Origin of the sequence: Vibrio sp. V08_P9A1T1 (assembly GCF_963874405.1) — a bacterium.
Taxonomy (GTDB): Bacteria; Pseudomonadota; Gammaproteobacteria; order Enterobacterales; family Vibrionaceae; genus Vibrio; species Vibrio anguillarum.
Genome location: NZ_CAWNIB010000292.1, coordinates 1 through 15993 on the forward strand (window position 1 = coordinate 1; position 15993 = coordinate 15993).

Genomic DNA, 15993 nt, shown 5'->3' on the forward strand with positions numbered 1-15993 from the left:
AAACACAACTCCGTGCGAGCTCAAAAAAGTAGTGGATTCCTTGCTATATAAGGTAGGAATCGATTGAACCCTACAAAGAGTATGGTCTAACATTTCGTATCAGAAATGGTAATAAGCTGAGCTCTGTCGTCGAGCTGCTCAAAATGACTGAAATACAAAACAGGCAAATGTATGAGTGATGTTAATAAAATAGAGAGTAATGAGAAACGTTCGCTTGAGTGGAAGTCTTTCCTCTTAATCACAGTGGTTCTCTTTCCGATCTTAAGTATCGCCTTTGTCGGCGGTTATGGATTTATTGTTTGGATGCTGCAAGTGTTCCTCTTTGGTCCTCCTGGTGCGCACGGTTAATTCCACGGTTCACCCGTAATCCTTTTGATCGAAAATTTAAGAGAGCGAATCATGAAATCATTGTTAGTCAAAATTTGGCGCACTATGACTCGTCCAGCCGTGCACATCAGCCTTGGTGTGCTCACGATGGGCGGTTTTATCGCCGGTGTGATTTTCTGGGGCGGTTTTAATACTGCACTGGAAGCCACCAACACAGAAGCATTCTGTATCAGCTGCCACACAATGCGCGACAACGTTTATGTTGAGCTGCAAGAAACCGTGCACTGGAAAAACCATTCAGGCGTACGTGCCACTTGCCCAGACTGCCACGTACCACACGAATGGACCGCTAAAATTGCGCGTAAGATGCAAGCCTCTAAGGAGGTATTTGCGCAAGTTTTTGGTGATTTAGGTACCCCTGAAAAATTCGAAGAGCGCCGTATTGAATTGGCCAAGCATGAGTGGGAGCGCTTTTCAGCCAACAACTCATTGGAATGTAAAAATTGTCATAATTACGATTCGATGGATTTCGAACAGATGTCGGCAACCGCGCGTATTCAGATGAAACAAGCAGCGGAAAAAGATCAAAGTTGCCTAGATTGCCATAAAGGGATCGCCCACAACCTGCCTAAAAATATGGATAGCTCAGGCGGACTGATTGGCGAACTAGAGCAGTTGGCATCTAAAACCGATTACTCGGTCGGCAAGCAAGTGGTGAGCGTTCGCTTCTTACCTATTTATGAAGATGCGCAAGCCAAAGTGGAAGCAGGCCTTCTGAACCCAGCATCGGCAGTCACGGTATTGGATGAGAAAGGAGAGATGATTCAAATCGAAATTGATGGTTGGCGTAAAGCAAAAGGCTTTGGTCGTGTGATCCAAGAAGATTTTGGTATGAACATCGCTGTGGGCTCCTTGATGAAAGAAGCGGCACAAAATGATGCAATCGTCACGGTTGGTGAAAAGCGTGTCGATGATCTCACCGGTCTACCTTGGGAAAAAGTAAACGCGAAAGTGTGGATGAAAAAACAAGCCATGCTCGATAGCGTGGATCCAATTTGGGAAAAAGCGGGTGAGGCCTATAAAACGAACTGCTCTGTCTGTCATAGCCAACCGGATGAAGCGCATTTTGATGCGAATACTTGGCCGGGCATGTTTAACGGCATGATGGCATTCGTCAACTTCGACACAGACAGCGAAGCGTTAGTCTTGAAGTATCTACAAAAACACTCTTCAGATTTTGCTGAAGGTCACCATTAATCCACGTCAAACGGAGTTTTAAATATGGCGATTACACGAAGAAGTTTTCTTAAAGGTGTAGCAACCACCAGTGCGGCGTCGGTTATTGGGCCAAGTTTATTGGTCTCGACATCGGCTAACGCGGCAGAAACAACAGGCAGTTGGAAAGTATCAGGCTCTCATTGGGGTGCATTTCGCGCACATGTGTATGGCGGAAAAGTACAATCGGTCAAGCCGCTAGAGTCAGACACGCACCCCACTGATATGCTCAACGGAATCAAAGGCATTATCTATAGTCCATCACGAGTGCGTTACCCAATGGTTCGCCTTGATTGGCTCAAAAAACATAAATACAGCGGTGAAACACGTGGCAACAACCGTTTTATCCGCGTAACTTGGGATGAAGCGTTGGATCTGTTTTATCGTGAACTTGAGCGCGTACAAAAAGAGTACGGCCCTTGGGCGCTGCATGCAGGACAAACGGGCTGGAACCAAACGGGGTCATTTCACAACTGCACAGCGATGATGCAACGCGCTGTAGGTATGCACGGTAACTTCATCACTAAAGTGGGTGATTACTCAACAGGTGCAGGCCAAACCATTCTTCCTTATGTGTTAGGTTCGACAGAAGTGTATGCCCAAGGAACCTCGTGGTCGGAAATTCTTGAGCATTCAGACAACATTGTTTTGTGGGCGACCGACCCGGTAAAAAACCTGCAAGTTGGCTGGAACTGTGAAACGCACCAATCCTTTCCTTATCTTGATCAGTTGAAAGAAAAAGTGGCGAAAGGAGAGATCAACGTTATTTCGGTTGATCCAGTCAAGAATAAAACCCAGCGCTTCTTAAACAGTGACCATTGGTACATTAACCCACAGACCGATGTGGCGTTTATGTTGGCGGTGGCGCATGTGTTGTATAACGAAGATCTGTATGACAAGGCGTTCATCAAAACCTATTGCTTAGGATTTGAACCTTTTATTCAGTACGTTCAAGGCGAAACGAAAGATAAGATTGTTAAGTCGCCAGAATGGGCCGCCGAGATTTGTGGCGTAACAGCCGATAAGATCCGCGAATTTGCACGTATGCTCGTTAATGGTCGAACTCAGTTACTGTTTGGTTGGTGTATTCAGCGTCAAGAGCATGGCGAACAGCCTTACTGGGCTGGTGCGGTTGTGGCTGCGATGGTTGGTCAAATTGGCCTGCCAGGCGGGGGGATCTCCTACGGGCATCACTATTCTGGCATTGGGGTCCCATCAACCGGTTTTGCCTCGCCCGGCGGTTTTCCACGTAACCTAGATACGGGTTCAAAACCGAAATGGGACAACGAAAACTACAACGGCTACAGTAAAACGATTCCTGTTGCCCGTTGGGTCGATTGTTTGCTAGAGCCGGGTAAAGAGATCCGCTACAACGGTTCGAGCGTAAAATTACCTGATTACAAAATGATGGTTATTTCAGGCAACAACCCGTGGCATCATCACCAAGATCGTAACCGAATGAAGAAGGCGTTCCGCAAGCTTCAAACCGTCGTCACGATCGATTTTGCTTGGACGGCGACTTGCCGTTTCTCCGACATCGTTCTTCCTGCCTGTACTCAGTTTGAGCGCAATGATATCGATGTATACGGTTCTTATTCGGGCAAGGGTTTGATTGCCATGCACCGCTTGGTTGACCCTCTGTTCCAATCGCGTACTGACTTTGAGATTTTCACTGAATTGACGCGTCGCTTTGGCCGCCATGAAGAGTTCACTCGCGGCATGGATGAGATGGAGTGGGTCCGTTCGCTCTATGACGAGTGTAAAAAAGCCAACGCGGGTAAGTTTGATTTACCAGAATTTGAACAGTTTTGGCAGCAGAGCGTACTGGATTTTGGTGAAGGCCAACCTTGGGTTCGCCACGCCGATTTCCGTAAAGACCCTGAGATAAACGCATTGGGTACACCGTCTGGCTTTATCGAGATTACGTCACGTAAGATTGGGCGTTATGGCTATGAACATTGCCAAGATCACCCAATGTGGTTTGAAAAAACCGAGCGTTCGCACGGCGGTCCGGGTTCAGATAAGCATCCATATTGGTTACAATCTTGTCACCCAGATAAGCGTTTGCACTCACAAATGTGTGAGTCAGAAGAGTATCGCGCGACCTATGCTGTCAATGGCCGTGAGCCCGTGTATATCAACCCAATCGATGCGAAACAAAAAGGCATTCAAGCTGGGGATTTAGTTCGCGTATTTAATGATCGCGGCCAGCTATTAGCTGGTGCCGTCTTAAGCGATGGCTACCCGCGCGGCGTGATCCGCATCGAAGAGGGGGCGTGGTATGGCCCGTTGAATGAAAAAGAGGGAGCTATTTGCACCTATGGCGATCCAAATACACTCACACTCGATGTCGGCTCATCTGAGCTGGCGCAAGCCACTTCAGCCAATACTTGCATTGTCGATTTCGAGAAATTTACTGGTAAAGTACCACCAGTGACGTCATTCGGTGGACCAATCGAAGTGGCGTAATTCCGTCATTAGCTCAACGAAACGCCAGCAAACATGCTGGCGTTTTACTTGTCACATCCAAACTTGTACCTTGGGCGTTCTCATTGTTGAATAAAACAGCATACGGAGCCACGTCAAAGAGAAAACGTGATCAAAACAACTTACATGCAACGCGAATTCATTAGACACTGCCAGAACAACAATTTGTACTTTGTACTGAGGTGTTATGACAACGATCACTCTGCCATGTCATCGAGAAGTTGAGTTACTTCAACCGGATTTGATTGCCCAATTGCAAGGCGATGAGATCAGTTTTTCCTATTCAGGAATACATAACTCGCCCATTTCCGATCACTACTCGCTGTTTCGCACTCTATTTGACGTTGAATCGGACGCACGAGTGATTGGTGACGGTTTTCAAATGCTAGCGCAAACTGCAGGTTCGCCGCATCATCCGGTGGATGTGGGGCGTTGCCCTGACAATAGCTTGAGCTACCGGATATACCCGCTGCAAGACAGCCAACGTTATTACAACACGCTGGTGATTGAACAATCCACCGGATACCAACTGTTTGGTTTTACCTCTTGCCACCGTTTTGCTGGCTATTTTGAAATTCTTGAAGAAAGGACGGGCACCTATTTAGTCGCTTCCATTGACGGCGAGCAGACCCATCCACAAGATTGGACAAATAACAGTTTAGAATCCGTCGTTATTTTGCAAGGTGATTCATTATCAGGTTTGTATCAACAGTATGCGCAATATATTAGTTGTCACCATACGCCGCGTGCTGGTGTGGCACAACCTGCGCCCGTTGGATGGTGTTCATGGTATGCCTATTATGCCGATGTTAATGAACAGCACATCCTAACCAACCTTGCGGCAATGCAAGGAGAACTTTCGGGGCTAGAATGGGTGTTGCTGGATGATGGCTATCAGGCGTTTATGGGCGATTGGTTGACGCCGTCCGATAAGTTTTCTCGTGGTGTTAAAGCGCTGATCCAAGAGATTAAACAAGCGGGCAAAAAACCTGCAATTTGGCTCGCTCCCTTCATTGCACAAGCTGAATCTCAATTGTTTAAGCAACATCCAGATTGGTTTGTACAAAATGCTCAAAGACAGCCACTGAAAGCTGAAGAAGTAACCTACGGTGGCTGGCGCTGTACACCTTGGTATGTGCTGGATGGCTCTCATCCTGACGTGCAGGAATACTTAACCCATGTGATCAAAACCATGAAAGAAGAGTGGGGGGTTGAGCTGTTTAAATTGGATGCGAACTATTGGGGAGCACTTAAAGGACGGCGTTATCAGTCGGGAGTGACGGGTGTTGAAGCGTACCGTTTAGGGATGCAGGCGATCGCAGAAGGCGCGGGAGAGGCATGGTTACTTGGATGCAATGCGCCGATGTGGCCATCACTGGGTTTAGTGGATGCCATGCGTGTTTCGGACGATGTCGAGCGTTCGCCACAGCGCTTTGAACAAATCGCTAAAGAGACTTTTTATCGCAGTTGGCAGCACCGCAAGTTATGGCAAATTGATCCTGATTGCGCAACACTGACGTCGCTTGCGAATCAATCGACCGATCGCATCAGCTATGAATTTCATCGCAATGTATTGCTTGCGTGTGGTGGCTTATTGCTTTCAGGTGATCCACTCCCAGAATTGACCTCTTTTGCTAAGCAGAGCCTAAATAAGTTAATGATTAGGCGCAAACACAACCAAGATGCGGCTAAGCCAACTTCATTGGCTCTCAATCACCTATTTTTAAAGTTAACAGAACGCAATGATCTGCACTGCTTATTCAATTACCAAGGTGAGGCGTGTGACTATACCTTAACAGCGAGCCAGCCAGTGGATTGGTACGACTACTGGACAGGAGATAAGCTTTCGCCAGAGCCAGTCAAAGTATTTGAAGTCTCCTTGGCAAGTGGCTTAACCAGCCGAGCCGTGATTACCTCTTGTTAGTGGAGTGCCCTTGTTAACAGAGTGCTCTTGTTAAGAGTGCTCAGGTTAACTGAATGATTCGGGGTAGCGGAATGCTACGCTAAATTAGCCATAATTTCTTAACCACAAGCCATGACAAATTCTGAAAATCAGGTAAAGTATCGGCCTTTGTGAGCAATCTCGCCTATCACCTTCGATAGGCCATCAAATAGCATTAAAATAGGAAGAAAGATGATTTTCGTTGTCGGTCATAAAAACCCAGATAGTGATAGCATTTGTGGTGCATTAGTTGCTGCTGAATTACTTAAAGCACGTGGTCTAGAAGCAACGCCTGTTCGTCAGGGTGAAATTAACCGTGAAACTCAACACATTCTTGCAACAGCCGGTGTTGATCAACCTGAACTTCGCACTAGTGTAGCGGGCGAAAAAGTATGGCTTGTGGACTATACCGATCTTGCGCAAGCACCTGATGACATCAACCAAGCGGAAATTCTCGGTATTGTTGACCATCATCGCCTAGGTGACGTAATGACAGTGAATCCGCTAGAAGCGTGGATTTGGCCAGTCGGTTGTACCTGTACTATCTTGTTCAACCTATTCAAGATGGAAAATGCACCAATCACACGTCCTTTAGCCATATTGATGATGTCTGCGATTTTGTCTGACACGGTCGGTTTTGCGTCTCCAACGTGCACACCAAAAGATAAAGAAGCTGTGCTGGCACTGGCTGAAATTGCTGAGGTTGAAGACCTTGATGCCTTTATTAAAGCGCTTTTGATTGCGAAAACAGACATTGAAGGTTTATCTGCCGCTCAACTTGTTGAGAAAGATTTGAAAGCTTACCCATTCAACGGCCGTGATGTGGTGGTTGGTCAAGTGGAATTGGCAACGCTTGAACAAGTCGATGGCATGATTGACGCCATTCAAGCAGACCTAGTTCGTCGCTGCGAAGAGGAAGGCCTTGCGTTTGCCGCCGTGATGTTGACCGACATTACCACCGCGCAGACCCGCCTTCTTTATACTGGTGAATGGGCTGAAAAACTGGCCAAACACGAACAAGATGGCATGTTGATGATGGAAAATACCTTAAGCCGTAAGAAACAAGGTTGGCCTTGGCTGCAAGCTGAATTGGCTTAATCCTTTTTATCATCTTATTGTTTAAGATTCTAAATTTAACGCCTGCAGTGCTACACTGTAGGCGTTTTTATATTCCCCAACTTTCGCATGGAGCCGGGCTATGGCAGACGCATTAACCACAGAACAGATAGAAACAATCAATCGCTATAATGAAGAAGAACGTTTTAAATACTGCATTAAAGCCATTGTTGCAAACCGTGAAGTTTGGATACTAAAAGATGAGCACGGTTGTGTCATGCTCAACACAGAAGAAGATGATTGTGTTCCTGTGTGGCCTAACCAAGAGTTTGCCAAGGCATGGGCAACAGGCGAGTGGCAAGCGTGTGAAGCGGAAGCGATCTCTTTGAACAAATGGCACAGCCGTTGGACTTCAGGCTTGGAAGAAGATGAATTGTCGGTCGTGGTGTTCCCCAATGAGAATGAAGAAGGCGTTGTGTTATTTCCCGACGAATTTGATTTTGAATTGAAAAAGCAAGCCAGTAAAACGCGCTAACTCAAAGAGCTTCTGATAGAAGCTCTTTTCTGTTCTATTGGCGCGCTAATCCCGAAAGAAATAGGTTCCAGATTAACGAGTTATCTGGCTATCCGAATGTCTATTGATGGATAAAAAATCACGAATTTGAACGTCTGCTCGCATAGATGATAACTTATCGTTCAATGAATCCCACGCTTGTTTCTGGTCGAGATTTTGAGAGGGAGTGTTGTCGACATTTGGAGCAAATTTATACGTAATTGCTCGGCCGGTCGGCTCCCTGCCCACAACCATTTCGTCTATTTTATTTGTTAAACCGATATTTCCATAACTTTCGGCCATCTTCTTTACTCCTGCAACTAAAGGAGCTTTCCAACGTTGCATATTATAATAAGGAAACTCGCCTTTGAAAGAAATATATTCGCTTAATGATTGATCACCGCTAGCCATACTAGATTTAGACAATAACATCAGGTCAAGAAATATATTATTAGGTAACGATAACGTCAGTACAATGTTGACATTACGCTTGCCTTTTCCATTTAGCTTAAATAAAGGCTTTAAATTGCCAGATTTAGGGTCAAGGTAAGAGATGCTAGCTTTTCCAAAAAGAGACGGGTTATCCAATCCCAACTCGGCAGATTTAATGCCAAACACTCCCTTAAGATCTTTGGGGATATTATTATCGTAACAACGAAAAACGATAATATAGTTGGAGTCAACCGAATCTCCTTTTGTATCAGTTAACGTATTAGAAATAAAAACTTGAGCACTCGTTACCTGTGTATTGTCACTAATGTAAGCAAGATGAATATTACTATCTTTCTGGATGTCTATATTATATCCATCCAAAAGTTTAGCTATTTCAGCATCGGCTCTGTCCTTTACTTTGTTGACAGTATCATTATCAACAGGTAAATAACCTATCGCCCCTTCTGCGAAGCCGAGTTTGTATGTTTGAACATCACTAAACCCTTTAGCATCGAGCATATCTTTACGAGCTTCCAACGATTGACTACATCTAGCCAGTAGATCCATTTCTTCTAAAAGAAGCACTTTTCCTTTCGCAAAGTTAAATCGTCCACACACATGATCAATTACCATCGATAATTTGTCTGTGGGCAATATCCCAACAGGACAGACAATAAAAATAGGATCAATGAACTCTTTTATGTCATGACTATTAGAGCTAGAGGATATATTTCGGTATTGGTCGATAGAAGAGCGATCTACATTGATAGGTATAATGGATGCTCGGCCTCCTTCCTCAACAACAATACGAGATATTCTATTTGCCAAGGCATGGTCACCCCCTCCTGACATATATGGATTGAGTATCACAACATCTCGTCCCTTGATTGGCGCACTCGCCTCACTATGAACAGCTGCTGTGGGGGAAGTATCCAATAATGGTATGCATTGCACATGTTTGTGAGTAACTGACTTTACTGTTAACGGCAACTTATTTTCTGCGGTTGCCACAGGAGATGCTATACGATTACAAGCAGCAGATGATGGAATATTAGGGAACATATTCATTATTCCGAGGTCTAGGTTGATATAATTATCATCATACAAAAACTAAAAGTAGCCGCTTACGGAAAATTTCTGTTTTTTTATGAATTCTACGAGGCGTTACGATTAATTAAACAAAAGTGGCGGGGAAAATAAATGTAGCCTTCACCGAAAAACTGGTCGTTAGCAACTGGTTTTTTCCGTTTACACGGAAATGAAGCATCACAGATAGCCTTAGAAAAACTATTGCTACCGAAGTGTTAGGCGGTAGGAGGAGAGCTATTCGCTAACGCAGAAAGGGGAAAAACTGTTTTAGCAAACCACATCGATCATCATAAATGACATACTTCCAACGCTCACGAAACTAATTCCCTCCCCTTTGAGGGGAGGGTTAGGGTGGGGTGAACACTGTCAATATCGACGATATTGTCTTCCGATATTAAATACAGAGCGGCTATTTAAAGCTGGGCGCTTTGTTGAAGTGGCTCTCAATCATTCTTTGAGTGATGGGATGAGTTGGATTAGACAATACTTCTTGTGTGTCACCCGATTCGACTACTTCGCCTTCGTGCATCACCATAATTTTATCAGTAATGTGTTTTACAATACCAAGGTGTTGAGAGACATACACAAACGAGACACCCATCTCTTCTTGCAGTTCTAGAAACAAGTTAATCATCTGTGATCGCATTGCCATGTCTAACCCGTTTAATGCTTCATCAGCCACAATGATCGACGGTTGTAGAATCAGTGCTCGTGCCAAGCAAATCCGCTGTTTTTGCCCGGTGGCGAGCATTTGCGGGTAGAAGTAGGCGTGCTCTGGCAATAATCCAACGCGCAATAGCGTATCTTTCACGCGCTTCATGCGCGCTTCCGGTGGCATATTGGTGTTTCTTTTGAGCGGCCCTTCTAGAATACGACCAATTTGAATTCTTGGGTTGAGTGATGTGTTCGGATCTTGAAAAATCATTCGAATCAGCTTACAGCGCGTGGAGTAATCCTTGTGTTCCAATAACTCTCCATTAACGCGTATCTCGCCAGCCGAGGGTTCAACCATCCCCGCAAGCATTCGTGCCAATGTCGATTTACCAGAACCATTTTGGCCAATAAAACCAATGGTTTGTCCCGCTTCTAACGTAAAGCTAACCGGTTTGACTGCATGCTGAATTTTCTTGCGAAACAGACCTGAACGAGTAATGAAATCTTTAGTTAACCCGTTCACTTCTAATAATGACGCACTCATGATTGTTGCTCCATATTGAGTGGGAAATGACAGGCAAACTTATGATTTTTAATACGTTGCGGATACGGTATTTCAACGCATTGGCGCTGAGCATAGGGGCAGCGAGGCCCCAACCGGCAACCAATCGGTAAATGTTGCAAGGGTGGAATGGAACCCGGTAAGGATTGCAATTTTTCTTTATGCGGGATCCAATCACTAAAATCGGGCATCGCTTTCAGTAGTGCGGCCGTATAAGGGTGTTTGGGTTCACTCAATATTTTCTGGGTATCGGCTGACTCAACAGACTGACCGCAGTACATCACTGTAATACGGTTAGCCCATTGGGTAATGGTGGTTAAGTCGTGGCCAATCAATAGAATCGTGGTGTTATTAACCTGGTTCATCCGGCTTAGCAGGCGCAATATCTGTGATTGGGTAATGGGGTCCAAATCGTTCGTTGGTTCATCAGCAATCAAAATTTTTGGTTTGGTTGCGATAGCCATCGCAATCATCACCTTTTGGCATTCACCATCAGTTAGCTCATAGGGGTAGCTACTCATGATGCGCGCGTGCTCTTTGATTCCTACTTTATGTAAAAGGGCAATGGCTTGTTTTTTACGCCATGTAAAACGCTGCCACCATTTGCCTTCAAATGTGCGCGATGGAATTGATTCAATCAACTGTTTTCCCACTTCATCTGAAGGGTCTAAGCAGGTTGACGGTTCTTGAAAAATCATCGCGATGTCGCGGGCAATCACTCGCCGGCGTTCGCGCGGCGTCAGCTGAAGTAGATCAATGTTACCTAAGCGCATGCGGTCGGCGGTGATGGTCCAATTATCTTTGCATATTCCTACGATGGCTTTAGCCACCAAGCTTTTTCCTGATCCGGATTCTCCCACCAACCCGCGAATTTCGCCTTCGTTCATGGTTAAGCTCATGCGATCGACTGCTTTTACCATGCCTTGTGGCGTATCAATTTCGATGGTGAGATGGCGAATATCTAATAATGGCATTATTCCACCCCTGCATTCAGAGCTTGTCGTACACCTTCACCGACTAAGTTGATGATGATCACCGTAAACATAATCGCTAAACCGGGGAGAGTGACTGTCCACGGTGCGAGGTAAATCAGCTCAACTGAATCACCTAAGATGGTGCCCCATTCGGTGCTTGGTGCTTGAGCACCCAAACCAAGAAAGCCCAAAGCGGTGATGTCTAAGATGGCAATGGATAACGCGAGTGTTATTTCGTTGGCGATGACAGCAAGGACATTGGGTAAAATGGAGTTCCACAACAGATAAAAGTCATTGGCACCATCTAAACGTGCGGCGAGGATATAGTCTTTTTCTACTTCGTTGTGTACGGCAATATACACCGAACGAACAAAGCGAGGGATGAGTGCCAAACCAATCGCAAGCAAAATATTGAACTCGCCAAAACCGAGCAGTGCCACAAAAATAATGGCAAGCAGCAATGATGGAATCGACATGACCGTGTCGAGTAAGTGATTCAATGTACTGGACAATAATCCTTTGGTCATGCCTGCCATAATGCCGATAAAACAGCCGATCACAGCCGCGATAGCGGTGATTAAAATAGCGGCAGCGAAGGTGTATTGGGTACCATCAATCAACCGTGACAAGATATCTCGGCCTAAATCGTCGGTACCTAAGAAAAATTCGACAGTACCCGCAGGATCCCAAGAAGGCGGTATTAATAGGTTGCTCGTTTGCAACTGCGGATCATGAGGGGCTATCCAAGGAGAGGTGAGGGTAATCAACACAATGAGTCCTAAGCACCACAAGCCAAACATCGCCAAACTGTTATTGCGATAGCTGCGCCAAAACCGCTCAAACTGAGTCGGAATATGCTCTTCCTGATAAATGTTATTTGTTAGCATACCATTCCTTTCTTACCAGCGGGTTAACCATAGCGCCAATCAAATCAGACAGAATGTTTGCTGTGAGAACGAGCGTACCAACTACGATCACGCCGGCTTGAATGGAGACATAATCTTGGTTAGATAATGCATCGAGCAGCCAACGGCCGATTCCCGGCCAGTTGAAGATGGATTCAGTAATAATTGCCAACGTTAACATACTCGATAACTGAACCCCGAATTTAGGAATAATAGGTGGAATTGCATTTCTCAGCACATGCTCGGTGACAATTTCGTAATCACTTAAACCCTTAATTCGAGCGGCGCGTATATAGTTCTGAGCCATTACATCGGCCACCGAAGAACGCATCAGGCTCACCACTTGTGTCGTCGGTGCTAGAGCCAGTACCAAGCAGGGTAAAATCATATGTTCAATAACACTTTGCAAAGCATGAGCACGGTAGTTGCCTTCAGCGAAAAAAGCATCGATCAGAGCGAAACCTGTCACGTGTTCCACTTGGTAGAGCAGATCATAACGTCCTGAAACAGGAAACAGCTCATAATGCAGTGAAAAGACCATGATCATTAACAAAGCTACCCAAAATAGCGGTGCTGAATAGCCGGACATTGACGTGAAGGAGATGACGGTATCAATCCATTTACCTTGCTTCATTCCTGCGAGCGTACCAATAGGGAGACCAATTAACAAAGAGAGAGTAAAAGCAATAAGGCATAACTCCAGCGTTGCTGGAAAGACCATCGCCAGTTCGTCCACAATCGGGACACCACTGTGATTGACGCCAAAATTCAGTTGCAGTAGTTGCCCTAAATAGGTTGACCAACCTGACCAAAATCCATGAGCAGTTAGAGGCGACTGTGGATCTAAGCGCAGCAGTGCAAACCCGACCATAGTCAAAATGAGTAACGTGATAATAAATAAGTTGAGTCTGCGTACCGTATATAAAAACACTATTCGACCCTCTCAACCGTATTGAATGGTTGTACATTAAATGGGCTGAGTTTAAAGCCCGTTAATGTTTTGCTGTACGCTTTAAATTGCATGCCGTGTGCCAATGGGATAACCGGGAACTCTTCGTTTAAAATATTTTGCGCTTGTTTGTATAAGTTAAGGCGATAGCGCGACTTGTCTACTTCCAAGGCCAAATCGAGTAGAAAATCGAAATCACTATTGCACCACATCGAGGCATTGAGCCCTGAGCGATCTGAATTACATGAGAGCAGTGGACGCAAAAAGTTATCTGGGTCTGCGGTATCGCCATTCCAGCCCGTTAAAATCAGATCAACGTTGGCGTGCTGGGTCAAATTTGAACGATCGAGGCGGTCTTCCGTGATGATATGCAATGTAATACCAATGTCGGCAAGGTTAGCGTTAATTAACTCGGCGGTTTTACGTGGGCTTGGATTATAGGCATGAGACTCTGCAGGAACAGACATCGTCAATTCCAAGTTGGCGTAATAGCCAGCCTCTTTAAGTAATGCGATCGCGTAGTTACGATCATAGCGAATTTGAATACTGTCCTTTTGATAGGCCCAAGAGGAGGGGGGAAGAATGTTATAAGCAATACTTCCTGTACCGTAATAGACCGAGTCCAAAATATTTTGGCGGTTGATCGCAAAATTAAGCGCTTTACGCACGCGAACATCACTGAGCGCAGGGTGAGAGGTATTCACAGCAATATAAGACACGTTCATCGCAGGCTTGGCATCAAGCTCTATTTCCGATTGCTGCTTGATAATAGGGATTTGGCTTGAAATAGGCGAGCTGAGCACATCGCATTCATGGCGTAGTAGTTTGGCGAGTGTCCCTGTGCCTCGGTTGGAGACATCAAATACGACTTGTTCCATCTTCGCCACGCCATTCCAATAAGCGCCATGACGACGGAGGCGGATAAGGTCATTCACTTTAAATTCGTCTAGATAAAATGGTCCGGATCCAACAGGATGGCTGTCGATCATGCTTTTTTCATCTTCAATCACTAATTGATTAGCATACTCATAGGAGAGTATGACAGCGTGACTGGTGGCGATATTGGATAAAAAGGAGTTGTCGGGACGGCTGAGGGTAAATTTAACCGTGAGTTCATCCAGAGCTTGAACATCGATCAGCAAGTTTTTGAAATCAATACCCGCAAACCATGGGTAGACGCCACTATTGACGTAATGAAACGGGTTGGTTGGGTCAATGATTCGGCGAAAGCTGAAGACCACATCATCGGCATTAAGAGCGCGAGTCGGTGTAAACCAAGCGGTTGATTGAAATTGAACGCCATCGTTTAGCTTGAATGTATACTCTGTACCCTGTGGATTCACTGTCCAACTCGTGGCCAGACTTGGTATCGGTTGTAAGGTTTCTGAATCCAATTGCAACAGCGTGTCGTAAATCTGTGGGCTGAGAGCTTCAGACGTAATGCCGCTCTCAACCAATTGTGGGTTAAAAGTGGTGGGATTGCCGTGACCACAATATACGAATCCGCTCTGGCGAATTTTACTATGGTCAATTTGTTCGCTACAGCCTATCAGTAGGCTAAAGCTGCATATTCCTAGTGCGAATCGTATCAATGTTTTCATAAAGAGAAATAACTGTGAGAAGTAGGGCAAACAAAGCTAATCATTATGCCTCAAAATCCTGATAATCTACCATTTTTTGTTGATCTAAACCTAGGGTTAATCATCATTGCTGCCGACGAGTTGATATTTTCTCACCATACCTCTCAATTGGTGGTAGCTCAAGCCGAGTAATTCTGCAGCTTGTCTTTGATTAAACTTACTGGCATTGAGCGCGGCACTCAGTAGTTGTCTGTCCTGATCCTCCTGCCACATTTTGTAATCCATCGGAAATTCAAAGCCAGTGGTGTAAGTATGGCGATCTGTGGAGAGATTGCCAGTAAGGTCATCTGGTTTGTGCCACTCATTAGCAAAAGGGTTAAAAACCAAGTTTTCAATCGGATGGGAGGCCGTTCCGTGTTGATAGACAGCACGCTCCACGACATTTTTAAGTTCACGCACATTTCCCGGCCACAAGTAGTGTTGAAGCTGATCTGCCGCTTCTGCACTAAACCCGACAAAGAGCGCTAAGTTCAGTTCACGGCACATCTTAATCGCGTAATACTCAGCAAGTGGCATAATATCTTCTTTTCGCTCTCTTAGCGGTGGAAGCTGGATCACATCAAAGGCCAGTCGGTCGAGTAAGTCAGCTCGAAACTTTCCAATTTCAGCTAATTGTGGAAGATTGGCGTTGGTTGCGCAGACGATACGGACATTCGCATTAAGCCGTTGGCTACCGCCGACACGCTCGTAATGTCCATATTCAATCACTCGAAGTAGTTTCTCTTGTACAGCAAGCGGCGCAGTGGCGAGCTCGTCCAAAAAAAGAGTTCCACCTTCTGCCCGTTCAAATCGTCCTTGGTGACGTCCTTTGGCTCCGGTAAACGAGCCTGATTCATGGCCAAAGAGCTCAGAGTCAATTAACCCTTCACTCAAGGTTGAACAGTTTAACGAAACCAGTGGTTGGTCCCAACGTTTGGAAAGATAGTGTAAGCGCTGAGCGATTAACTCTTTGCCCGTTCCTCGCTCGCCAATAATTAATACCGGCCTATCAATCGGTGCAAGCTTAGAGACTTTATCCAGTACCGATAAAAATTGAGGCGCTTCACCCAGTAAGTTTTGTTGCATGTTCACTCTCCACACTGTGATTGAAAGGGTGGTTAAATTCACCAACTCTTGGCGAAAATCATCATAGCACAGTAATCTTATTC

13 protein-coding genes are annotated in these 15993 nt (G+C 45.4%); 6 read left to right on the plus strand and 7 right to left on the minus strand.

Translation table 11 applies throughout. From position 1 onward, the window contains the following. Window positions 1–171 precede the first annotated feature (171 nt). From torE to AACT21_RS14765, 6 genes are all read left to right on the plus strand, one after another. The gene (torE, locus tag AACT21_RS14740) at window positions 172–348 is read left to right on the plus strand and encodes a trimethylamine N-oxide reductase system protein TorE (protein WP_010318622.1); all 177 of its coding nucleotides are present in this window, start codon (window positions 172–174) and stop codon (window positions 346–348) included. A gap of 51 nt (window positions 349–399) precedes the next feature. Then, the gene (gene torC, locus AACT21_RS14745) at window positions 400–1584 is read left to right on the plus strand and encodes a pentaheme c-type cytochrome TorC (RefSeq protein ID WP_026028567.1); all 1185 of its coding nucleotides are present in this window, start codon (window positions 400–402) and stop codon (window positions 1582–1584) included. A 24-nt stretch (window positions 1585–1608) separates the two neighbouring features. Further along, window positions 1609–4071, plus strand: a complete 2463-nt coding sequence (gene torA / locus AACT21_RS14750) for a trimethylamine-N-oxide reductase TorA (protein ID WP_094164647.1) — start codon at window positions 1609–1611, stop codon at window positions 4069–4071. A 205-nt stretch (window positions 4072–4276) separates the two neighbouring features. Then, entirely contained in the window at window positions 4277–6013 is a 1737-nt protein-coding gene (locus tag AACT21_RS14755; RefSeq protein WP_094164648.1) for a glycoside hydrolase family 36 protein, read from the plus strand. A 210-nt stretch (window positions 6014–6223) separates the two neighbouring features. After that, entirely contained in the window at window positions 6224–7129 is a 906-nt protein-coding gene (locus tag AACT21_RS14760) for a manganese-dependent inorganic pyrophosphatase (RefSeq protein ID WP_017044675.1), read from the plus strand. A 100-nt stretch (window positions 7130–7229) separates the two neighbouring features. Then, on the plus strand, window positions 7230–7622 hold the full coding sequence (locus AACT21_RS14765; protein WP_010320150.1) for a DUF2750 domain-containing protein: 393 nt from the start codon (window positions 7230–7232) through the stop codon (window positions 7620–7622). A gap of 72 nt (window positions 7623–7694) precedes the next feature. Here AACT21_RS14765 and AACT21_RS14770 read toward each other — a convergent pair whose 3' ends face one another. From AACT21_RS14770 to pspF, 7 genes are all read right to left on the minus strand, one after another. Next, window positions 7695–9134: a hypothetical protein gene (locus AACT21_RS14770; protein WP_094164649.1), complete on the minus strand. Its 1440-nt coding sequence runs from the start codon at window positions 9132–9134 to the stop codon at window positions 7695–7697. A gap of 436 nt (window positions 9135–9570) precedes the next feature. Beyond that, window positions 9571–10359: a peptide ABC transporter ATP-binding protein gene (locus AACT21_RS14775; RefSeq protein WP_013857043.1), complete on the minus strand. Its 789-nt coding sequence runs from the start codon at window positions 10357–10359 to the stop codon at window positions 9571–9573. Continuing rightward, window positions 10356–11351, minus strand: coding sequence for a peptide ABC transporter ATP-binding protein (locus tag AACT21_RS14780; RefSeq protein ID WP_010320232.1), 996 nt, complete (start codon window positions 11349–11351; stop codon window positions 10356–10358). The genes AACT21_RS14775 and AACT21_RS14780 overlap by 4 nt, the downstream gene beginning before the upstream one ends. Next, the gene (locus AACT21_RS14785) at window positions 11351–12238 is read right to left on the minus strand and encodes an ABC transporter permease subunit (RefSeq protein WP_013857042.1); all 888 of its coding nucleotides are present in this window, start codon (window positions 12236–12238) and stop codon (window positions 11351–11353) included. The genes AACT21_RS14780 and AACT21_RS14785 overlap by 1 nt, the downstream gene beginning before the upstream one ends. Continuing rightward, window positions 12225–13187, minus strand: a complete 963-nt coding sequence (locus tag AACT21_RS14790) for an ABC transporter permease (protein WP_013857041.1) — start codon at window positions 13185–13187, stop codon at window positions 12225–12227. Before AACT21_RS14790 ends, AACT21_RS14785 begins: the two co-directional genes overlap by 14 nt. Then, complete coding sequence (gene sapA / locus AACT21_RS14795) at window positions 13187–14806, minus strand: ABC transporter substrate-binding protein SapA (protein ID WP_094149655.1); 1620 nt, start codon at window positions 14804–14806, stop codon at window positions 13187–13189. The genes AACT21_RS14790 and sapA overlap by 1 nt, the downstream gene beginning before the upstream one ends. 96 nt (window positions 14807–14902) lie before the next feature. After that, the gene (gene pspF / locus AACT21_RS14800; RefSeq protein ID WP_026028021.1) at window positions 14903–15910 is read right to left on the minus strand and encodes a phage shock protein operon transcriptional activator; all 1008 of its coding nucleotides are present in this window, start codon (window positions 15908–15910) and stop codon (window positions 14903–14905) included. Window positions 15911–15993 lie beyond the last annotated feature (83 nt).